This window comes from Saccharothrix lopnurensis, assembly GCF_042658445.1.
GTDB classification, from domain to species: Bacteria; Actinomycetota; Actinomycetes; order Mycobacteriales; family Pseudonocardiaceae; genus Actinosynnema; species Actinosynnema lopnurensis.
On the sequence record NZ_JBHSQO010000008.1, the window covers coordinates 136,121 to 155,435 of the forward strand.

Sequence of the window (19,315 nt, forward strand, 5' to 3'; positions counted from 1 at the left end):
GTGTTCAGCCGGTCGGTGTCGGGAGCAGGTCCAGCCATTGTTTGTCGGTGGCGTCGAAGCCGGTGAGCTCGGCGATCTTCCCGTCGATGACGCGCAGGACCGCGATGGCGAACAGCCGGTGCCCAGGCTCGTCGGGGGCGCGGAGGTACAGCAGGGCGGCGGGCATCCGGTTGACCGTCGTGGCGACACCGCGCCAGTCGTCGTGACCGCGCCGGAAGAGCCCACCGGAGACCCAACCGTCCACCGCCTCCCGGGCCGTCACGACCGAGGTACCCGACTCGGGCAGCATCGCGAAGCGCAGGTCGTCGCGCAGCAGGGACATCAGCCCGTCGAGGTCGTTGCGCTCGTGGGCGTCGATGTAGGACTTCACCGCGCCGCGCTCGTCATCCGACAGTTCGTGGGTGGCGGGGCTCCGCCAGTCGAGCCGGCGGTCGGGCAGCCGCTCGCGCATCGTCACCCGTGCCCGTTGCAGCGCGCTGGTCACCGAGGCGATGGTCAGGTCGAGGGAGTCGGCGGTCTTCGACGCCGGCCAGCCGAGGACGTCGCGCAGGACGAGCACCGCCCGCTGCCGCGGCGGCAGGTGCTGGACCGCGACGATGAAAGCCAGCTCGATGGTCTCCCGCGCCACCACCGATTCCTGCGGGTCCTCGGGGAGCATCCGATCGGGGTAGGGCTGTAGGTACAGCACCTCGGAGCCGGAGTCCGACAGCCCGGACGGCACGGGTGTGCGGTCGTTGCGCTTCTCCAGGAAGTCGAGGCAGGCGTTCGTCGCGATCCGGTAGAGCCAGGTCCGCAGCGTCGCGTGGCCCTTGAACGACTCCCGCTTGTTCCACGCCCGCAGGAACGTCTCCTGCGTCAGGTCCTGGGCGTCCTCGTAGTTCGCGAGCATCCGGTAGCAGTGCACCTGGAGCTCACGCCGGTGGCGTTCCGTGAGGAGCGCGAACCGCGCCGTGTCGCCTGAACGAGCCGCCGCGATGAACGTGGCCTCGTCATCACCCGACAGCCTGTCGTCGGTCATGGTCGTCAATCCTTCCACCGGTGCGAGAGGGCTGACACAACTGACGACGTGGCGGAGGATTCCTGATCGGTGGAGCCGCCGGCACCGGGCCGTTCGCCGTGGGCCGGCGCGGCTGGGCGTTGGTCTCGGCGCCCAGGACACCCTCAAAGCCTGCCGTCGTCGCGGTGGCCACCGGTCAGCGAGACGACCGGTCCGGTCCTCGCCGCCACCGCGAACACCGACGTGCCGGGCCGGCCCGGAGGTGCACACCAGCCCCCGGGTCAGCCCGGCACCAGCCCGGGGTGCCCGAACTGGGCGATCCGCAGGCCGCCCTCCAGCACCACCGTGTCGACCAGCCGGAACCCCAGCCCCTCGTAGAGCTCGATCGCGGCGGCGTTCGCGGCGCCCGTCGACACGATCGCCGGCCCGCCCTCGGCCAGCACCTGCTCCACCAGGCGCCGGGCGAACCCGAGCCGGAAGTGGCTGGGCGTCACGCACAGGCGGTCGATGTCGAGCACCCCGTCGACCCGCGCGTACCCGACGAACGCCACCAGCTCGTTGTCGACGTAGCCGCCCAGCCAGCGCAGCGGCAGCGTCCTGACGTCCTCGGCGGTCTCGTTCAGGGCGGGGATGGACGTGGTGCCGATCAGCTCGGCCTCCACGGCGTAGGACTGGCGGGCGATCTCGTGGACCGCCGACACCGTGGTGTCGTCGGTCATGTCCAGGGGGACGATCATGCGGCCACCGCCTGACTGTGCGTGGGGAGGGAGACGAGCCGAAGATTTCCATTCGGTGCCCGGTTCAACCACGTGCGTCTCATCGACGCGCACCGCCCGGAAGTGTCGGACCCCACCGCTACGCTGCGCGCACGACCGAGCACAAGGGCCGGTCGGCCGAACTTCATCCAGGGGTGGACCATGTCGGGCTTCTTCACCGACCCGCAGGGACGGGTCAGACCGATCAGGGGCAAGAAGGGCGGTGCCGGCGTGGTGGCCGCCGGGGCGGTCGCGCTGGGCGTCTTCGCCTCCGGCGGGGGAGTGGGCGCGGTCGGCACCGGGGCCGGGGCGGCGGGAACGGCGGCCGAGGTCGGGGTGGGCTCGGTGCGCCTGGGCGGTTCGTCGGGGCAGCTGCGGGCCCGCAGGTCCGAGGGGCAGAAGGCCGCCCGGCGCGGTGAGGTCGAGGGCGCGTGGCAGCGGATGGGGCTGCGGCAGCTCAAGCGCACCGCCAAGCAGCAGGCCGAGTGCGTCGCGGTCTCCTTCGGGCAGGTGCGGCAGTTCTTCACCACCCACCGCTGCACCCACCTGGAACGGGTGCTGTTCGCGGTGGCCGACGAGGCGGGCAACACCGCGGTGGTCTCGGTGGCCTGGGTCGGTCTGACCGGCTCACGCGAGGCCCGCGAGTTCGAGGACCTGATGGAGGTCCACGGCAGCGGCGACATCACCCCGCTGGGCGGCGAGTTGCTGGAACTGGGCGGGATCACCTACACCGGGCTGCGCTACGGCAGCGACCGCGACAACGCCGGTGTCACCGTCGCCGAGGCCGAGAACGGCCCCGGCGGGCAGTTCGACCACGACACCCTCGACGCCATCGCCGAGGTCGCCGCCTACCTGCCACGCCTCTGACCGGACCTCATCGGGTCCGTGTCCTCGCCGGAGTGCGGCGGGGGCACGGACGCGGTGGTGATCATGCCGATACGTCGATGACGTGCGTGCCGTGGACACCGCCGGCCTCGACGGCGCGGTGGGCGTCGGTGGTGCGGTCCATCGGAAAGACGGTGTCGACGACGGGGCGGAGGGCACCGGATTCGACCTCGTCACGGCCATCGCCCTGGCCACCGAGGCGGCCGGCGACCCGGCCGAGCGCCTGCTGACCCTGGCCCTGAACGGCATCCACGCGCACCAGGGCTGAAAGCCGCCGCGCGGAACATGGCGCTGCCGCCCTGCGCGAGTGTCGTCAGGCACCCTCCTGTGATGGTTCGCCCGGGGTGTCGCCCCGGTCGCGCGTGAGGCCGACGATGGTGTCCAGCACGGCGTCCACCTGCCCGGCGGAGGTGTCGTCGCGGGTGTCGCGGAACCGCCCGACGGCCTCGGAGATGCGGTCGAGCAGCGCCCGGTGGTGGTCGCGGTCGCGGCCCAGGCGGTCGGCGCGCTCGGTCTGGGCGCCCAGTTCGGCCATGCGCGCGTCGTGCCCGGCGCGGAGTTCGGCGGTGTCGGCGCGGGCCCGCTCGACTCGGCGTTCGGCATCCGTCGTGACGCGTTCGATCCGCTGCTCGGTCTCGGCGCGCAGGCGCTCGACCGCCTGTTCGGCGGCCTGGAGCCGGTGGTCCCGTTCGGCGAGCTGGGTGCGCAGCGCCTTGAGCTCCGCGCGCAGTTCGGCGGCCTGCTCGCGGGCGGCGGTCTCGGCGGTGGTGGCCGCCTGGACGCGCTGGTCGGCGGCGGCGGTGATGGCGGCGACCGTGGCGGTGGCGGTGACGGCCGCCTGCTCGGCCTGCCGGTGGGCGGCGTCGCGTTCGGCGGTGACGCGCGCCAGTTCCAGCTCGGCCGCGCGCTGCTCCGCTTCGGCCCTGCGCTGTGCGGCGCCGGCCTCCTCGCGGGCGCGCAGTGCCTCGGCGTGCTCCTCGCGGGCGGTGCGCGCGTCCGCCAGGGCCGTGTCCCGGGCGGTCTCGGCGGTGACCCTGTCCTGCTCGGCCTGATCGGCTCGCCGGGTCGCCGTCTCACGCAGCTCGCGTTCGCGCACGGCCTCGGTCCTGGCCTGCTCGACCTGTTCGGCGGCGGTGGCCAGTTCGGTCGCGGTGGAGGTGCGCAGTTCCCGCAGGGCGGTGGTGAGCGCGGTCATCGGTTCCAGGACGCGGTCGGCCGCGTCGACGAAGACGCTCGCCGCTCCGGAGAGGTGGGGTGAGGGGGTCTTCCCCAGTGCCTCGGTCAGCGCGACCTCGGCCCCCGCCAGTTGCTTGCAGGTGTGGCCGCCGGGCCAGTCGCGCTCGGGGCAGTACTCGAACGGGCGGCCGCCCCGGGGGCCGGGCGGGGGGAGAGGGGCGCGGCAGCGGCCGAAGGCGCACAGCGCAGTCCTCTCCGGAGCTGAGGTCATGGGCCAACCCTAGTAATAGGTTGAGAAATCTGCAACTTGGGGTTGGAGATAAATAACTTCAACATAACTCAGCTACAGAAGGAGGCTTTTGTAGCTAAGCTAGTGGCTGACGGATACGGCTACGCAGAGGCAGGCTTGGAAGCACCGTGAGTGACATCGAGCGGGTGGCGGACGACCGGATCGACGCCCGAAAAACCGGGTGGCCCCTGGAGGGCCCCTGGCCGGGGGTGGTGGACCCCGCCGGGCTGCTGGGGGAGATCGCCGAGTGGCTGGGCGCCTACGGCAACGCCGGGACGCGCCGCACCTACGCCGAGGGGCTCGGCCTGCCGGTCGGCGCCGCCGACGTCCGCGAGTGGGTCGGGCACGACGACCCGGCCTGGGCGCACGCCGTCCTGAGGTACGCCACCGCGCTGGGCCTGTCCCTGCAACCCGTGAGCGGGCAACGCCGGTTGCCGCCGCCCGCGCCGCGCGGCCGGTTGCGGCACCTGCACTGGTTCCGCTGGTGCGCCCACCAGGGCCTGGACCCGCTGCGGGCCCGCTCGACCGACGTGAAGACCTGGCTCGCCCGGCTGTCCGGCGAGGGCGCGGCGGTGACCACCCGGGACCGCATGCTGGCCACGGTCAAGGCGCTCTACACCCACCTCGCCGACGTCGGGCTGGCCGCCGGCAACCCGGCGGCGCTGGACCGGCGCCGGCTCGGGCTGGTCGTCGCCCGTGACAGCACCACCAGCACCGTCACCCTCACCATCCGCCAGGTCCAGGCCCTCTACGCGGCGGCGGTGGCGCCCCGGCGCGGGGCCGGGCCGGTCGACACCACACGTGCGGGGGCGGTCGTCGCCCTGTTCACCCTCGGGCTGCGGGTCAGTGAGATCTGCGGCCTCGACCGCGCCGACCTGCACGTCACCCGAGGTCGTCGCGCGCTGCGCGTGACCGGCAAGGGCGGCAAGATCCGCATCGTCTACCTGCACGAACTCGCCGACAACGCCCTGATGGACTACCTGCACCACCGGGACAGCCGCAGCACCGAGGTGGTCCGGTCGCAGGGTCAGGCCGCGTGGCGGTCCCAGCCCCTGCTGACCACCCGCACCGGCAACCGCTACCAGCGCCAGGCTCTGTGGCAGCTGCTGCGGCGCACCGCCGGCTCGGCGGGCGGCACGTTGCGCGACGTCGCCGACGCCATGCACCCGCACGCGCTGCGCCACTTCTACGTCACCACCGCCGTCGAGGCGGGGGCGGAGATGGTGCACGTGCAGGCCGACGTCGGCCACAGCAGCCTCGACACCACCGAGCAGGTCTACAACCACGCCGCCCGCGATCCCGCCCGCAGCGCCGCCGACCTGGTGGGACGCGCCCTGCTCGCGACGGAGGACGCGGAGGGCACCGCTAGATCGTCACCGTGACGAAACTCGGCCATGGGATCAGGTGGAGTGGATCAGTCCCGACGGGGCTTTCCGGGCGGTGCCGATCGGGGGTCACAGCCCGATCGGCACCGGGTGGGCGGAGCAGGCTCACGGCGGTGAACGGGGTCCACCCGGCCCGTCGGCACGCCGGAGGATCAGGCGAGGGACACCGGTTTGCCGACCAGGCCGGTGGTGACGAGCCGGTCCACGCCGGGCAGGTGCGACAGCCGCATCGCGATGCGCCGGGCACGCAGCCGTCGCGACGAGGCGGGCAGGAACCACCGGGCCCCCGACCTGGCCACCCGCTGCCGGTCCTCCACCACCGGTCGCCAGGTGCGCTCGTAGGCGGTGAAGTCGCGGGTGGCGGGGTCGTCCAGGGTCGCGGCCAGCACCCACGCGCCGCCGATGCCCAGCGACGCGCCCTGACCGGCCAGCAACGACACCGCCCCGCACGCGTCGCCCACCAGCACCACCCGCCCGGACGACCAGCGCGGCAGCTCCACCTGGGCGACCTGGTCGTAGTAGATCTCCTCGGGGCAGCGCGCCAACGCCCGCGGCACCACCCAGCCCAGCGATCCGTAGGTCTTCAGCACCGCCGCGCGCGGGTCCTCGGGCAGCTCCGGCGAGGACGTGCGGTGCACGGTGAACGCGGCCACCCGCCCGTCGCGCAGCCCGTAGAACCCGACCTGGCGGCCCACGGTGTCGGTGAGGCAGAAGCGGTCGCGCACCAGTTCGTGGACGTGCGGGTCGTCGAACACGAACGCGGCGGTGTGGAACCCGAGGTGGCGCAGGTGACCGTCGCCGAACACCAGCCGCCGCACCGCCGAGTGCACGCCGTCGGCGCCGACCAGCAGGTCCCCGGTGGCGCTCGTGCCGTCGGCCAGCCGCGCGGTGACCCCGTCGTCGTCCTGCTCGACGCCGACGACGCGGGCGGCGAACCGCAGCTCGACCGCCGGGGGCAGGTCCTCGCGGAACGCGCGTTCGACGTCGGGTCGCATGATGCTCAGCAGCCGCCCGTCCACGGCGCGGGCGACCCGGTCGAAGTCCAGCCCGGCGACCCGGCGGCCGCGGTCGTCGAGGTAGGCGGCCTCGGTGACCCGGTACCCCAGCTCGCGCAGCCGGGGCAGCACGCCCATCCGCTCGGCGGCGTCGTAGCCGGGTCCGAAGAAGTCGATCATGTACCCGGCGGTGCGGGGCGCGGGCGCCTGTTCGAGGATCACGACGTCGTGGCCGAGGGTGCCCAGCCGGTGGGCCAGGGCCAGGCCGGCGATGCCGGCGCCGCTGATCAGGACCCTCACCGCAGCGCCCTGCCCAGCACCGACACGACCACGTCGACGGACAGGTCGGGGGACAGGGCGCGGTGCAGCAGCACCCCGTCCACGGCGGCGGCGAGCACGGCCGCGGTGTCCGCGGGCGCGGGCACGCCGTGCCGGACCAGCCGGGTGGTCAGCTCGGCGCGGAACTCGACCAGCACCTCTCGCACGGCTTCGCGCAGCTCGTCGTCGCGGGTGGCGGCGAGGATGGTCTCGACGAACAGCTCCTGGCCGCTGTGCCCGTCCAGGGCGTCCAGCAGCGCGGTCAGCATCTGCCGGGGCGTGGTCGCGGTGTCCAGCACCCCGGGCAGTCCGGCCAGGGCGGTGCGCAGCGCGCCCACCGCGGCCTCCACCAGCACCGCGGGCAACGAGTCGAAGTGGTAGTGCACCACCCCGGAGCCGACGCCCGCGCGTTCGGCCAGTACCCGCGTGCTGACCGCGCCCCAGCCCTTTTCCGCGATGAGTTCCGTGGCCGCGTGCAGCAGCCGTTGTCGCACCGTCATTGGACGACTGTACTGGACGATCGTCCAAAGCGGTCGGGGGCGGCCCGGACGGCGGCCTCCGGGACGACCGGCTCGTCACCGCGTGGCCGTGGGGACCAGCACCACCTCGCCGGCGGACCCGGCGAAGCGCAGCAGCCGCTCGCCCTCGGCCTCGACGTCGGCCTCCTGCGCCCGGCTCAGCGGCCGGAACACCCGGATCTCCAGGCCGGTGCCGGTGATCCGCCAGGTGCCGTGCACGAAGCCGTCGACCAGCAGGGTCGGGCGGCCGCCCACGACGATCCCGCGCCGGTAGTCCTCGTCGGAGATGACGCGGGTGCGGTCGTGGTGGCCCAGCAGCAGGTTGTCGAACTCGGGCAGGAACCGCGCGGGCGCGGGCACGTCGGGGTCGGGCAGGGGCCCGTCGGGCACGTCGTAGAGCACGCGGCCGTGCTCGTCGGCGAACACGCGCAGGTCCATGGCCTCGACCACGGGCGCGAGGCGGGTCATCCCGATCCAGGTGCGCAGGTCGCGGACCGAGGCGGGGCCGAACGCGGCGAGGTAGCGGCGCACCAGGTCCTCGACCGGCGCGGCGGGGCCGGCGGGGCCGAGCCAGGTGGTCGCGGCGGTCCACCGCGCCGCGCCGGACCGCCCCCACAGGGCGCGCGGCGGCACCTGCACGGTGGGCACGAGGGTGGTGGCGGCGTAGCCGAGCGAGGCGGGGTCGCGGCCGGGCCGGTGCCCGGCCAGCAGGTCGCCCAGCTCGCGGCGGGTGCGCGGCCGCTCCAGCAGCCCGGTGGCCACGGCCGCGAACTCCTCGTGCTCGGCGCCCGCGACGGCGGCGCGGAACGGCGAGGAGGCGAACCGGCGGTGCAGGAACGGCCGCAGCAGCGGTTCCAGCAGGCCGTGGTCGGAGGCGGTGACCAGGTGGATGGTGGCGCGGTGCAGCGTCGCGCGCACCACGTGGCGACCGGTGAGCAGGTCGACCAGCTCGGCGGGCTCGAACGACCGGATCCGGGACCACAGGCCGTAGTAGGGCGAGAAGGGTTCCTGGGCCTGCATCCCGACCAGGTGCCCGACCACGTCGAGGGCCGGGAGGTCCGCCCGCTCCAGCAGCAGCTGCCGGTGCAGGGTGGACCGGTTCAGCGCCCGCCTGGTCAGTACGCGTTCCGTGATCACCTGATCAGGCTAACCCCCATTCAGGACAGGTTCGGTCCTCGATCAATGCCGGGTGGCGCGCGCGTTGACCTCCCGGCGCAGGGCGACGGCGTCGGCGCGCACCCGCTCGGGCGCTTCCCGGGCGATCAGGGCGCGCCGCAGCAGGTCGGCGATCGCGGGCTGGTCGTCGGGGGTGAACCCGCGCCGGGTGATCTCCTGGGTGCCGATGCGCAGGCCGCGCAGGCCCTCGTCGATGCGCTGCCAGGGCAGGCAGATGCCGGACAGGTAGACGCCCGCCTCGCCGAGCAGCTCCGCGGCCGCCTCGCCGCCGCCGAGCGTCAGGGCGTCGACGGCCACGTGGTGGGAGCGGGTGAACTCCCCGTCGTGGCGGGCCACGTCGAAGCCGCGGTCGAACAGCGCCGCGCCGAGCGCCCGCGCGTTGGCCACGCACGCCCGCGCGTACCCGGCGCCGTGCTCGGCCAGTTCGGCGGCGGTGACGGCGAGCGCGCCCAGGCGGCCGGCGTCGTAGTTGGCCAGCATCCCGGGGTAGACGACGGTGGAGACGCGTTCGGCCAGGTCGGGGTCGCGGGTGGCGACGCAGCCGCCGGAGGGGCCGCCGAAGGACTTGTAGGTGGAGAAGGTCATCAGGTGCGCGCCCTCGTGCAGGGGGCGCTGGAAGACCCTGCCCGCGACCAGGCCGGCCATGTGGGAGGCGTCGTAGACCAGGACCGCGCCGACCTCGTCGCAGGCGGCGCGCACCGCGGCCACGTCGTGCGGGAACAGCATCAGGCTCGCGCCGATCACCACGATCCGGGGCCGGTGCACGCGCAGGAAGCCGGGCAGCCTGCCGTAGTCGAGGTCCAGTTCGTCGGGCAGGTAGGGCAGGTCGACCACGGTCAGGCCGCGGATCGCGGGCACGCCCTGGGCGTGGTGGCTGGCGTGGCCGCCCGCGAACTCGGGCAGCACGGCGATCTTGTCGCCGGCGCGGGCGAAGGCGGTGTAGACGGCGAGGTTGGCCAGGGTGGCGCTGGGCAGCCGCACCTCCGCGAAGTTGGCCTCCACCAGGGAGGCGACCAGCATCGGGGCGAGCACCTCCAGGGTGTCCAGGTGGTCCAGGCCCACCTGGTACTTCTCGCCGGGCCAGCCCATGCTGGGCCGGCTGGACACCGGGACGGAGCCCGCGGCCGCGGCGGCGGGGCTGAGCACGTTGGTGCCCGCGTAGAGCACGATCCCGTCGTCGTCGAACCGGGCGGCGTGGGCGTCGAGGGCCTTGCGGACGGTGTCGGCGACACCGGCGGCGCTCAGGTCGGCGGAGACGGCCGCTTCGACCTCGGCGAGCCGTTGCCGCGCCCGCGGCGAGGCCCAGGGTGCGATCCTGCTGTTCGTCACGGTGCGGAACGGTAGGGCGTCCGCCGCCGCTGGGGCGACCGTCGGGCGCAGGGAGTTGTTCCTACAGTTGTCGGAATGCAGGAGCTGCTCGACGAGCTGTCCCGTGAGCTGGGCCGCGGCGTGTCGGTGGACGACGTGGCCGGGCGGGTGGTCGCGCACAGCGCGCAGACCGACGAGGTGGACCCGGCCCGGGTGCGGGCGATCCTGACCCGGCGGGTGCCGGCGGACGTGGCGGCGTGGCAGGAGCTGCACGGGGTGGGCACCGCGACCGGCCCGGTGCCGGTCCCGGCCAACGCGGAGCTGGGGTTCCACGAGCGGGTGGGCTACCCGCTGCGGCACCAGGGCGTGCTGGTGGGCTACCTGTGGGTGCTGGGCGGGCCGCCGGTGGTGGACCTGGCCGGGCGGTTGCCCGCGCTGGCCGCGCAGGTGCCCGCCGGGGAGCGCTCGCCGGTGCGGGTGGTGGTGGCATTGGAGCCGCGCGCGGTGCGCACGGTGGCGGTGGGCGAGCCGCTGCCGTCCCTGCCCGGTCACGTCGGGGTCAGCGACCCGCACCCGCCCGAGCGCGCGGGCGAGGCGTACCGGCAGGCGTTGGCGGCGGCGGAGCTGGCGCGGCTGGACCCGGCGCTGCCCGACCGGGTGGGGTTCGCCGAGCTGGGCGCCTACCGGTTGCTGCTGGGCGCCGCGCCGGAGGAGGTGCTGGCGGGGTTGTCGGAGGTGCAGCTGCGCACGCTGGAGACCTACCTGGACTCCGGGTGCGACGCCCGCGCGACCGCCGGGCGGCTGCACCTGCACCGCACGAGCCTGTACTACCGGCTGGGCCGCATCGCGGAGCTGACCGGCCGCGACCTGGCCGACGGGCGGGTGCGGCTGGAGCTGCACCTGGCGTTGAAGATGGCCCGGTTGGCGCGCCGGACGTGGGGGTCGGACGCGTCCCGGCCGACCGACGTCCCGCGATAGGGTGATCACTTCGACGCCGAGGAGTGACGTGCCTGACGACCTGGGCGTGCTGCTGTTCCTGCCGCACCGCGAGCTGGAGGACCGGGTGTTCGCCGCGCTGGCCGAGGCCGGGTTCGACGACGTGACGCCCGCGCAGGCGCGGGTGTTCCGGCGCATCGGCCGCGACGGCTCACGGCTGGCCGAGTTGGCGCGGGCCGCGCAGGTGGCCCGGCCGACGGCGGGGTTCCTGGTCGACCAGCTGGAGCGGGCGGGCTACGTGGAGCGCACGTCCGACCCCACCGACGCCCGCGCCCGGCTGATCCGGGTGGCCGAGCGCGGGCTGGCGGGGTCGTCGGCCGGGTCGGCCGCGATCGCGGAGGTGGAGCGGGAGTGGACCGCGCACCTGGGCGCGCGGCGGATGGCCGCGCTGCGCGACGCGTTGACCAGGCTGGGGGAGCTCACCGAACCCCATCCGTGACCCCGGTCCCGCCTTTCGGTTCAGGAGGACATGAACCGGTCGAGCACGCGGGCGCCGAAGTGCAGGCCCTCCACGGGCACGCGCTCGTCCACGCCGTGGGGCATGGCGCGGTAGTCGAACCCCTCCGGCAGGGACAGCGGCGCGAAGCCGTAGCAGTCGATGCCGAGCTTGCTGAAGGCTTTGGCGTCGGTGCCGCCGCCCATGCAGTAGGGCACGACCACGGCTTCGGGGTCCTCCGCGCGCAGCGCCGCGGCCATGGCGGCGAAGGCGGGGGAGTCCACGGGGGCCTGCACGGGCGGCTGGTGGTTGAGGAACTCGCGCCGCACGTCCGGGCCCAGCGCGGCGTCGACCGCGGCCAGGAGTTCCTCCACGGTGCCGGGCAGGGTGCGCACGTCGACCTCGGCGGTGGCCACGCCCGGCACGACGTTGACCTTGTACCCGGCCTGGAGGACGGTGGGGGTGGTGCTGTTGCGCACGGTGTTCTCCACCAGCTTCGCGGCGGCCCCGAACCGGGCGACGGTGGCGTCCACGTCGTCCCAGTCGACCGGCACGCCCAGGGTGGCGGCGACCTGCTCGATGAACGCCCGCACCGACGGGGTGAGCCGCACGGGGTGCTCCAGGGCGGCGACGCGGCCCAGCGCGGCGATCAGCTTGAGCACGGCGTTGTCGTCGTTGCGGCGCGACCCGTGCCCGGCGCGCCCGGTGGCGGTCAGCCGCAGGTGGGAGGTGCCGCGCTCGGCGGTGCCGATGGGGTAGACGCGGTGCGGTCCGACGTGGTGGGAGAAGCCGCCGGACTCGCTGATGGCGGTGGCGCAGCCGGCGAAGAAGTCGGGGTGGTGCTCGACCAGCCAGTGCGCGCCGCACGCGCCCTGGTCCTCCTCGTCGGCGACGAAGGCCAGCACGACGTCGCGGCGCGGGCGGCGGCCCTCCCGGGACCAGGCGCCGAGCACGGACAGCACCATGGCGACCATGTCCTTCATGTCCACCGCGCCGCGGCCCCACAGGTAGCCGTCGCGTTCGACGCCGCCGAAGGGCGGCACGCTCCACTCGCCGGGGTCGGCGGGCACCACGTCGAGGTGGGCCTGCACGAGCAGGGCGGGCAGGTCGGGGTCGGCGCCGGGCACGCGGGCGAGCACGTTGGCGCGCCGCGGCGCGGGTTCGAGCAGGGTGGCGGGCACCCCGACGGTCTCCAGGTGACCGGCGACGAACTCCGCGGCCTCCCGCTCGCCCGCGGCCTCACCGCGGCCGTAGTTGGTGGTGTCGAACCGCAGCAGGGCGGCGCACAGGTCGACGACGTCCTCAGCCACGGCCACCTCCCGCCGCGTCGGGTCGCCCGGCGTGCCTCACCCCGTCTTTCGCGGTCAAGATCCTTCGCATTTCCTCAACGTACCCGGGCTTCGTCGCTTCCTCACGTGGTGGTACACACAGGTGTTGCCCGTTCACAGCGCGTCCGGCAGTCGCCGCACCGACCCGCGGCGGGGCGGGTGGATCGGCGGTCATCCCCGCCGGAGGTGGTCACAGGTAGCGCTTGAGCTCCCGCTTGGCCAGCGACATGCGGTGCACCTCGTCGGGACCGTCGGCCAGCCGCAGGGTGCGCGCCGCCGCCCACAGCTCGGCCAGCGGGAAGTCCTGGCTGACCCCGCCCGCGCCGTGCGCCTGGATGGCCTTGTCCAGCACCCACTCCGTCATCAGCGGGGTGGCGATCTTGATGGCCTGGATCTCGGTGTGCGCGCCCTTGTTGCCGACGGTGTCCATCAGCCACGCGGTCTTGAGCACGAGCAGCCGGGCCTGCTCGATGCGCACCCGGGACTCGGCGATCCACTCCTGCACCACGCCCTGGCGGGCGATGGGCTTGCCGAAGGCGACGCGGGCGACCGCGCGGCGGCACATCAGCTCCAGCGCGCGTTCGGCGATGCCGATCAGCCTCATGCAGTGGTGGATGCGCCCCGGGCCGAGGCGGGCCTGGGCGATCGCGAAGCCCTCGCCCTCGCCGGCGATGAGGTTGCCGGCGGGCACGCGGACGTCGTCGAACACGATCTCGGCGTGGCCGCCGTGGGAGGCGTCGGTGTAGCCGAACACGTGCATGCCGCGCTCGACGCGCACGCCCGGGGTGTCGCGCGGGACCAGGACCATGGCCTGCTGGCGGTGCCGCTCGGCGTCGGGGTCGGTCTTGCCCATCACGATGAAGATCGCGCAGTCGGGGTTCATCGCGCCGGAGGACCACCACTTGCGGCCGTTGACCACGTAGGAGTCGCCGTCGCGCTCGACGCGGGTGGCGATGTTGGTGGCGTCGGAGGAGGCGACCTCGGGTTCGGTCATGCAGAACGCCGAGCGGATCTCGCCGTCCAGCAGCGGGCGCAGCCACCGCCGCTTCTGCTCGTCGGTGCCGAACATCGCCAGCACCTCCATGTTCCCGGTGTCCGGGGCGGCGCAGTTGAGCGCCTCGGGGGCGAGGTGCGGGCTGCGGCCGGTGATCTCGGCCAGCGGCGCGTACTGGAGGTTGGTCAGCCCGGCGCCGTGCTCGGCGTCGGGCAGGAACAGGTTCCACAGGCCCTGGCGGCGGGCCTCGGCCTTGAGCTCCCGGAGGACCGCGGGCCGTGCCCACGGGGCGGCGGCCTCGGCCAGTTGCCGCTGGGCGACGGGTTCGGCCGGGTAGACGTGCTCGTCCATGAACCGCAGCAGCCGCTCGCGCAGTTGTTCGGTCGTGGCGTCGTAGGCGAAGTCCATTCAGCGCTCCCCTGCGCTCGCGGCGAGTCCCTGCCGGACCAGCGGCAGGGTTAGTCGGCCGATCTGGTCGAAACCCGCGCCCACGGTCTGGCCGCGGGTGAAGCGGAAGTGGATGCCCTCAAGGATGACGGCGAGCTTGAAGTAGCCGAACGCGGTGTACCAGCCCAGGTCGTCGACGTCGGCGCCGCTGCGCTCGGCGTAGCGGCGCACCATGTCCTCGGCGCTCGCGAACCCGGGCAGGGTGGGCACGGTGCCGGTGATCGGGTCGTCCGGCACGCCCACGCCGGTCCAGTACACGCACAGCAGGCCCAGGTCGGCCAGCGGGTCGCCCAGGGTGGCCATCTCCCAGTCCAGCACCGCGCTGATGTCGAGCGGGTCGGTGGTGACCAGGACGTTGTCCAGGCGGTAGTCGCCGTGCACGATCGTGGTGCGCCGGGTGACCGGGACGGTGGCGGCCAGGCGGTCGCGCAGCTCGTCGATGCCGGGCAGCTCGCGGCTGCGGGAGGACTCCAGCTGCTTGCCCCAGCGGGCGACCTGGCGGTGCAGGAACCCCTCGGGGCGGCCGAAGTCGGCCAGGCCGACCTCGTGCGGGTCGACCGCGTGCAGGTCGGCCAGCACGTCGACCAGCCGGTCGGACAGGGTCGCGGCGTGCTGCGGGGTGAGCCAGGGGCACTGGTCGCGGTGCCGCAGCGCCACGCCCGGTACCTCTTCCATCAGGTAGAACGGCGCGCCGAGGACCTCGGTGTCGGTGCACAGCAGCTCGGCGCGCGGGACGGGCACAGCGGTGTCGGCCAGGGCGGAGATGACGCGGTGCTCGCGGGCCATGTCGTGGGCGGTAGCCAGCACGTGGCCCAGCGGCGGGCGGCGCAGCACCCAGCGCTGCTCGCCGTCGGTGACGCGGTAGGTGAGGTTGGAGCGGCCGCCGGGGATCAGCTCGCCGGACAGCGGGCCGGTGCCCAGCCGGTCGGCGAGGCGGTCGAGGTCCAGGCCGGGCAGGTCGGCGGTGTTCGGCTTGGCGGTGTTCGGCTGGGTGGCGTGCGGTTCGGTCATGCGCGGGCTCCCCTGAGCCGATCGATCACCGCGCACGTGGTGTCGGCGTCGGTGTGGCGGTGGGCGTGCAGGCCGACGGTCCGGGCAGCCTCGACGTTGACCGGCGCGTCGTCGAAGAACACGCACCGGTCGGCGGGCAGGCCGAGCAGGTCGAGGGTGTGCTCGAAGATGCGCGGGTCGGGCTTGCGCAGACCGATGCGGCCGCTGATCACGATGGTGTCGAACAGCTCCAGCAGCAGGTCCTCGGGGTAGCCCTCGCCCCAGCTGTTGGACAGCAGCACGGTGGTCAGGCCGTCGGCGCGCAGCTCGCGGACCAGGTCGACCATCTTGGGGTCGGGGTCGGCGCTGCCGAACATGCGGCGCAGCAGGCCCTTGGCGGCGACCTCACGACCGTCGAGGGTGATCAGCTCGGCGGCCAGCAGCGCCTCGAACTCCGCGACGGACAGCTCCCCGGTCTCCAGCCGGAACACGGGGTTGCCCGGGGCGGCGTCACGGCCCATCCAGCCGCGCATGGTCACGCCGTAGCGGGCCCGGTCGATGTTGTCGGCGGTCAGCCATTGCTCGATGAAGTCGGGAACGGAGACCGTGAGCACCCCGCCCCAGTCCAGCACCACCGCGTCGATGCGCCGTTCGCCCGCGCTCCGTTCGTCCACGTCGGAAGGGTACCGACCGGTCGGTATGTCAGCAAGCGGTGTGCGGCACCCACCCCGTCCACGGCCGAACCACCGCTTCCTCGTCTTCCTCGTCGCCGTTCCGCACTCCGGTCCGGTGAAATCCCCCGGTCCTTTTTGTGGTGCGGCAACCGAACATGAACGCGGTGTTCGCGTTTGACAGTGGGGCATTTCCTCCGCCACCCTCGTCCGGGTCCGCCCGAATTCGTTGATCAAGCCCCTCACCAGGGCTTGTTCGCCATGCCCGGAGGAAATGATGCCGATCCTGGTCACCGGTGCGACCGGCACCGTGGGTGCCTACGTGATCCGCAGGCTGCTCGCCGCCGGCCACCCGGTGCGCGCCCTGACGAGGAACCCGCCCGCCGCCCGCCTGCCCGCCGGGGTCGAGGTGGTGGCGGGCGACTTCACCAATCCTGCGTCGCTGGTGCCGGCGTTGCGCGGGGTGGAGCGGGTGCACCTGGTGGCGATGGAGGGCGACGGCCCGGCGATCGTCGACACGCTGGCTGAGGCCGGGGTGCGCCGCCTGACGCACCTGGGGCACGACGACCCGAGCCGCTCCGACGACGATCCGCTGGAGTCCTGGCACCGGGTGCTGCGCCGGGCCATCGAGTCCTCGGACCTGGAGTGGACGCACCTGTTCCCCGGCGAGTTCATGGCCAACACCCGGGAGTGGGCGCCGTCGATCCGCGCGGAGGGCGTGGTGCGCGCCCCGTTCGGGAACTGGCGCAGCACGCTGGTACACGAGGACGACATCGCCGCGGTGGTCGTCGAGGCGCTGCTGACCGACGGGCACGCCGGACGGACCTACCAGCCCACGGGCCCGCAGCCGGTGCTGCGGCGCGACGCGGTGCGCATGATCGGCGAGGCGATCGGGCGCGAGCTGCGCTTCGACGAACTGACCCCGGACCAGGCCCGCGAGCTGTGGGGCGAGGTCCACGAGCCCGAGGTCGTGGAGTGGTTCCTGGAGATGGGCCGCCACCCCGACGGCAACAGCTGGGTGTCACCGGACGTGGAAGAGGTCCTGGGCCGCCCCGGTCTGACGTTCGACCGGTGGGCCCGCGACCACGTCGCCGACTTCACCTGATCCGATCCTCGATCCACGCGTGGGACCCCATCGCGTCTCGTTCGCCCTTCCTCGACCGCCCTCACCGGGTCAGCCCGGCTCCCGGGCGGCGTTGCGCAACCGGATGCCGCTGAACCCGAGCGTGCTCGCCGTGACCCGCCGCCAGAACGGCCACAGATCGGCCACCACCCGCAACTCGATACCGGCCTCCTCGTGCAGGGCCAACAGGTCACCGACCGGTTCGGGCGCTCCGAGCGGTTCGACCGCCTCGGTGGCGACGTGCGCGTGAGGCGGGTCCCCGATCGGCCGGAACGGTCCGGCGTCGAACCGGTAGGCGTACAACCGCGCGGTCTGCACCCGGCGCAACCACCCGTACTCGATGGCGTGCACCCGTGGCGACCCCAGCCAGGCCCGGTCGTCGGCGTCGGTGGTCGCCTCCGCCCAGGCCATCGCCCGGGGGCACTGGCGCGGGAACCAGTAGTCGGGCGCCCGTCCGTGGTCGACGGCCCAGACGTAGGCGTCGGGCTGCCGCGCGGTCGCCGCCACGTGCGGGTTGAAGCGGGTGATGGTCGGGTCTTCGGAGAAGTGCAGCACCTCTCCCGGCACCGGTCGCACGGTCGGCGATGGTGGCGGAAACCCCGGTGGGGTGCGAACCGGTTTTCCGCCACCGACCCACCGCCAACCCCCGGGGTCCACCAACCCCCGGGTTCGACCGGCAAATCCCCGACCCGATCGCCGACTCCACCGATCCCGGCGACCCGTCGACTCCGCCGGCTCCGGCGACCCCGCCAGTTTTGTGGACGAGGCACCGAACCGACTCCGCGGACAAGGTCCGGGAGCGTCCGAGCCCGCCGGGCCGGCCTGGTCCGTGACCGGCGCGAACCGCTCGATCGGGTGGTGAACCGGGTGGTGATCCGCTCGGGCGTCGATCCGTCAGGCGTTGATCTGCCTGGGCTCGTTGTCGGTGCCGCTGATGGTGATCTTGCGCGGCTTGCCTTCTCCGCGATCGGGATGCGCAGGGTCAGCACCCCGGAGTCGTAGTCGGCCTTGATGCGGTCGGCGTCGAGGGTGTCGCCGAGGAACAGCTGGCGCGAGAACACGCCCAGCGGCCGCTCGGAGACCTGCATCTCGACCCCGTCGCCCGTCCGGCTCGGTCGCCGCTCGGCCTTCACGGTCAGGACGTTGCGCTCCACGTCCAGGTCGATCGCGTCGGCCGCGACACCGGGCAGGTCGAACTCCACCACGAACTCGTCCCCGGCGCGGTAGGCGTCCATCGGCATGGGCGTCGGCCGCGACCAGGTACCCGGTCCGGTGAAGAACTGCTGCGCCAGCCTGTCCAGCTCCCGGAAGGGGTCGGCGCGCATCAACATGGGAACACCTCCTGATCAAGTGGTCGTCTGTTGAGGTCAATGCGCTGCGCCACCATTTCTACCACGTCGTCAACACGTTGACAACCCCCGATGTCATCGGTATGTTGACGTCATGGCGATCAACGATTACGAGACCGTCCGGGCGGCGGCCACCGGCGAGGACCTCAGTGCGGGGCAGGTGCTGTCCGCGCTGGTCCTGCTGCGGCGGCTGCGCGAGGAGCTGTCCGGGTGGGAGCCCCAGTTGATCGCCGCGGCACGCGGGCTGGGTGCCAGTTGGGCCGAGTTGGCGCCCGCGCTCGGGGTGGCCAGTCGGCAGGCCGCCGAACGCCGGTACCTGAGGTTGCGCCCCTCGGAACTGGGTTCGACCGCCGAGGGCAGGGTGCGTGCCGAGCGGGACAAGCGGGCGGGTGACCGCGCGGTGTCGCAGTGGGCGCGCGACAACGCCGCGGTGCTGCGGAGCCTGGCCGGTCAGGCGAGTCGGGTGGACGTGGTGGTGCGGAACGCGCTGGCGGAGGACGACGCCGTCGCGTTGATCGGTCCGCTGGTGGACGCCCTGTCCAAGATCCGGACGGTCAACCCCGAGTTGGCCGCGGAGATCCAGTCGGTGAGCGACCGGACGGAGGAGGTGCGACGCGACATCCAGGAACTGCGGTACAACAAGGGTCCGCGCGATGACCTTGGCTGACGCGGGTGTCGACACCGGTCCCGTCCGGCACCCGTGAGGTCATGAGCCGCAGAAGCCCGACGACAGCACGGCCGAGAGCATGGCAGGAGGTGTCGGAGATCGATTGTCGGACGTCCGGGGTGTCCGGTGGCGGCGGTGCTCGCTCCTGCTCAGGGGTGGTGAGGGAGTGGAGGCCGGGAGTCCCGTGAGGGGGTGGCCTTGGGTGCTGGTACCGGCGCTCACGGCTGCTGCCGGGGCGGGGCTCCCAGCAGAAGGCCATCCGGCGAGGAGGAAGCGGGCCGGTGCGGGGCTTCCGCCGGCAGGGGAAGACCAACCGGTGTGTGAAGACCAACCGGTGCGGGAAGGCCGGTGGTGTGGGAAGGCCGGTGGTGTGGGAAGGCTAGTTGTTCGGGAGCGGAGGTGAATCAACTGATCGGCTGAGTCGGGGTCAACCTTCTTCCGGGGGATCCGGTCCTTTCGCCTGTCGTGGCGGTTTCGTCCTGCTGCCACGGTGGAGGTGCTTTCCACCAACG

The 19,315-nt window shown here is 73.4% G+C and carries 19 protein-coding genes and 1 pseudogene; 6 read left to right on the top strand and 14 right to left on the bottom strand.

Annotated elements, in window-relative coordinates; translation table 11 throughout:
* Positions 1-4: 4 nt before the first annotated feature.
* Both ACFP3R_RS10765 and ACFP3R_RS10770 read right to left on the bottom strand, forming a co-directional pair.
* The gene (locus tag ACFP3R_RS10765; RefSeq protein ID WP_380635135.1) at positions 5-1,018 is read right to left on the bottom strand and encodes an RNA polymerase subunit sigma-70; all 1,014 of its coding nucleotides are present in this window, start codon (positions 1,016-1,018) and stop codon (positions 5-7) included.
* Between the two features lie 260 nt (positions 1,019-1,278).
* The gene (locus tag ACFP3R_RS10770; RefSeq protein WP_380635136.1) at positions 1,279-1,734 is read right to left on the bottom strand and encodes a GNAT family N-acetyltransferase; all 456 of its coding nucleotides are present in this window, start codon (positions 1,732-1,734) and stop codon (positions 1,279-1,281) included.
* Positions 1,735-1,914: 180 nt separating this feature from the next.
* Between ACFP3R_RS10770 and ACFP3R_RS10775 the strand changes: the two genes are divergently transcribed.
* Positions 1,915-2,619 carry a hypothetical protein gene (locus ACFP3R_RS10775; RefSeq protein WP_380635137.1) on the top strand — a complete coding sequence of 235 codons (705 nt, stop codon included), beginning with the start codon at positions 1,915-1,917 and terminating at the stop codon, positions 2,617-2,619.
* A 61-nt stretch (positions 2,620-2,680) separates the two neighbouring features.
* On the opposite strand, the gene ACFP3R_RS10780 is transcribed toward ACFP3R_RS10775, so the two are convergent.
* Together ACFP3R_RS10780 and ACFP3R_RS10785 are read right to left on the bottom strand one after the other, a co-directional pair.
* A complete protein-coding gene (locus tag ACFP3R_RS10780) occupies positions 2,681-2,761 on the bottom strand; it encodes a hypothetical protein (protein ID WP_380635265.1) in 81 nt (26 codons plus the stop codon).
* A 189-nt stretch (positions 2,762-2,950) separates the two neighbouring features.
* Positions 2,951-4,084, bottom strand: a complete 1,134-nt coding sequence (locus ACFP3R_RS10785) for a coiled-coil domain-containing protein (RefSeq protein ID WP_380635138.1) — start codon at positions 4,082-4,084, stop codon at positions 2,951-2,953.
* Between the two features lie 146 nt (positions 4,085-4,230).
* On the opposite strand from ACFP3R_RS10785, the gene ACFP3R_RS10790 reads away from it, so the two are divergent.
* Complete coding sequence (locus tag ACFP3R_RS10790; protein ID WP_380635139.1) at positions 4,231-5,484, top strand: tyrosine-type recombinase/integrase; 1,254 nt, start codon at positions 4,231-4,233, stop codon at positions 5,482-5,484.
* A gap of 155 nt (positions 5,485-5,639) precedes the next feature.
* Here ACFP3R_RS10790 and ACFP3R_RS10795 read toward each other — a convergent pair whose 3' ends face one another.
* From ACFP3R_RS10795 to ACFP3R_RS10810, 4 genes are all read right to left on the bottom strand, one after another.
* Positions 5,640-6,782, bottom strand: a complete 1,143-nt coding sequence (locus ACFP3R_RS10795) for an FAD-dependent monooxygenase (protein ID WP_380635141.1) — start codon at positions 6,780-6,782, stop codon at positions 5,640-5,642.
* A complete protein-coding gene (locus ACFP3R_RS10800; protein ID WP_380635142.1) occupies positions 6,779-7,300 on the bottom strand; it encodes a TetR/AcrR family transcriptional regulator in 522 nt (173 codons plus the stop codon). The genes ACFP3R_RS10795 and ACFP3R_RS10800 overlap by 4 nt, the downstream gene beginning before the upstream one ends.
* A gap of 75 nt (positions 7,301-7,375) precedes the next feature.
* On the bottom strand, positions 7,376-8,455 hold the full coding sequence (locus ACFP3R_RS10805; protein ID WP_380635144.1) for a winged helix DNA-binding domain-containing protein: 1,080 nt from the start codon (positions 8,453-8,455) through the stop codon (positions 7,376-7,378).
* A gap of 42 nt (positions 8,456-8,497) precedes the next feature.
* The gene (locus ACFP3R_RS10810; protein WP_380635146.1) at positions 8,498-9,823 is read right to left on the bottom strand and encodes a serine hydroxymethyltransferase; all 1,326 of its coding nucleotides are present in this window, start codon (positions 9,821-9,823) and stop codon (positions 8,498-8,500) included.
* 75 nt (positions 9,824-9,898) lie between these two features.
* Between ACFP3R_RS10810 and ACFP3R_RS10815 the strand changes: the two genes are divergently transcribed.
* Together ACFP3R_RS10815 and ACFP3R_RS10820 are read left to right on the top strand one after the other, a co-directional pair.
* Entirely contained in the window at positions 9,899-10,780 is an 882-nt protein-coding gene (locus ACFP3R_RS10815) for a PucR family transcriptional regulator (RefSeq protein ID WP_380635147.1), read from the top strand.
* A 28-nt stretch (positions 10,781-10,808) separates the two neighbouring features.
* Positions 10,809-11,237 carry a MarR family winged helix-turn-helix transcriptional regulator gene (locus ACFP3R_RS10820; RefSeq protein ID WP_380635148.1) on the top strand — a complete coding sequence of 143 codons (429 nt, stop codon included), beginning with the start codon at positions 10,809-10,811 and terminating at the stop codon, positions 11,235-11,237.
* Positions 11,238-11,257: 20 nt separating this feature from the next.
* On the opposite strand, the gene ACFP3R_RS10825 is transcribed toward ACFP3R_RS10820, so the two are convergent.
* The 4 genes from ACFP3R_RS10825 to ACFP3R_RS10840 all read right to left on the bottom strand — a co-directional run bounded on the left by ACFP3R_RS10825 (position 11,258) and on the right by ACFP3R_RS10840 (position 15,667).
* Positions 11,258-12,544: a M20/M25/M40 family metallo-hydrolase gene (locus ACFP3R_RS10825; protein WP_380635150.1), complete on the bottom strand. Its 1,287-nt coding sequence runs from the start codon at positions 12,542-12,544 to the stop codon at positions 11,258-11,260.
* 208 nt (positions 12,545-12,752) lie between these two features.
* On the bottom strand, positions 12,753-13,964 hold the full coding sequence (locus tag ACFP3R_RS10830; protein WP_380635151.1) for an acyl-CoA dehydrogenase family protein: 1,212 nt from the start codon (positions 13,962-13,964) through the stop codon (positions 12,753-12,755).
* Positions 13,965-15,014 (bottom strand): phosphotransferase family protein, encoded by a 1,050-nt coding sequence (locus ACFP3R_RS10835; RefSeq protein WP_380635153.1) that lies wholly within the window; start codon positions 15,012-15,014, stop codon positions 13,965-13,967. It lies immediately after the preceding gene.
* Entirely contained in the window at positions 15,011-15,667 is a 657-nt protein-coding gene (locus ACFP3R_RS10840) for an HAD family hydrolase (protein WP_380635154.1), read from the bottom strand. Before ACFP3R_RS10840 ends, ACFP3R_RS10835 begins: the two co-directional genes overlap by 4 nt.
* A 274-nt stretch (positions 15,668-15,941) precedes the next feature.
* Here ACFP3R_RS10840 and ACFP3R_RS10845 point away from each other — a divergent pair, with 274 nt between their 5' ends.
* A complete protein-coding gene (locus ACFP3R_RS10845) occupies positions 15,942-16,769 on the top strand; it encodes an NmrA family NAD(P)-binding protein (protein ID WP_380635155.1) in 828 nt (275 codons plus the stop codon).
* A gap of 69 nt (positions 16,770-16,838) precedes the next feature.
* Here the strand turns inward: ACFP3R_RS10845 and ACFP3R_RS10850 are convergent, their stop codons facing one another.
* Both ACFP3R_RS10850 and ACFP3R_RS10855 read right to left on the bottom strand, forming a co-directional pair.
* Positions 16,839-17,363 (bottom strand): DUF6886 family protein, encoded by a 525-nt coding sequence (locus ACFP3R_RS10850; protein WP_380635156.1) that lies wholly within the window; start codon positions 17,361-17,363, stop codon positions 16,839-16,841.
* Between the two features lie 318 nt (positions 17,364-17,681).
* Positions 17,682-18,118, bottom strand: a pseudogene (locus tag ACFP3R_RS10855) (Hsp20/alpha crystallin family protein).
* 112 nt (positions 18,119-18,230) lie between these two features.
* Between ACFP3R_RS10855 and ACFP3R_RS10860 the strand changes: the two are divergent.
* Entirely contained in the window at positions 18,231-18,803 is a 573-nt protein-coding gene (locus ACFP3R_RS10860; RefSeq protein WP_380635158.1) for an HSP18 transcriptional regulator, read from the top strand.
* Positions 18,804-19,315: the final 512 nt, after the last annotated feature.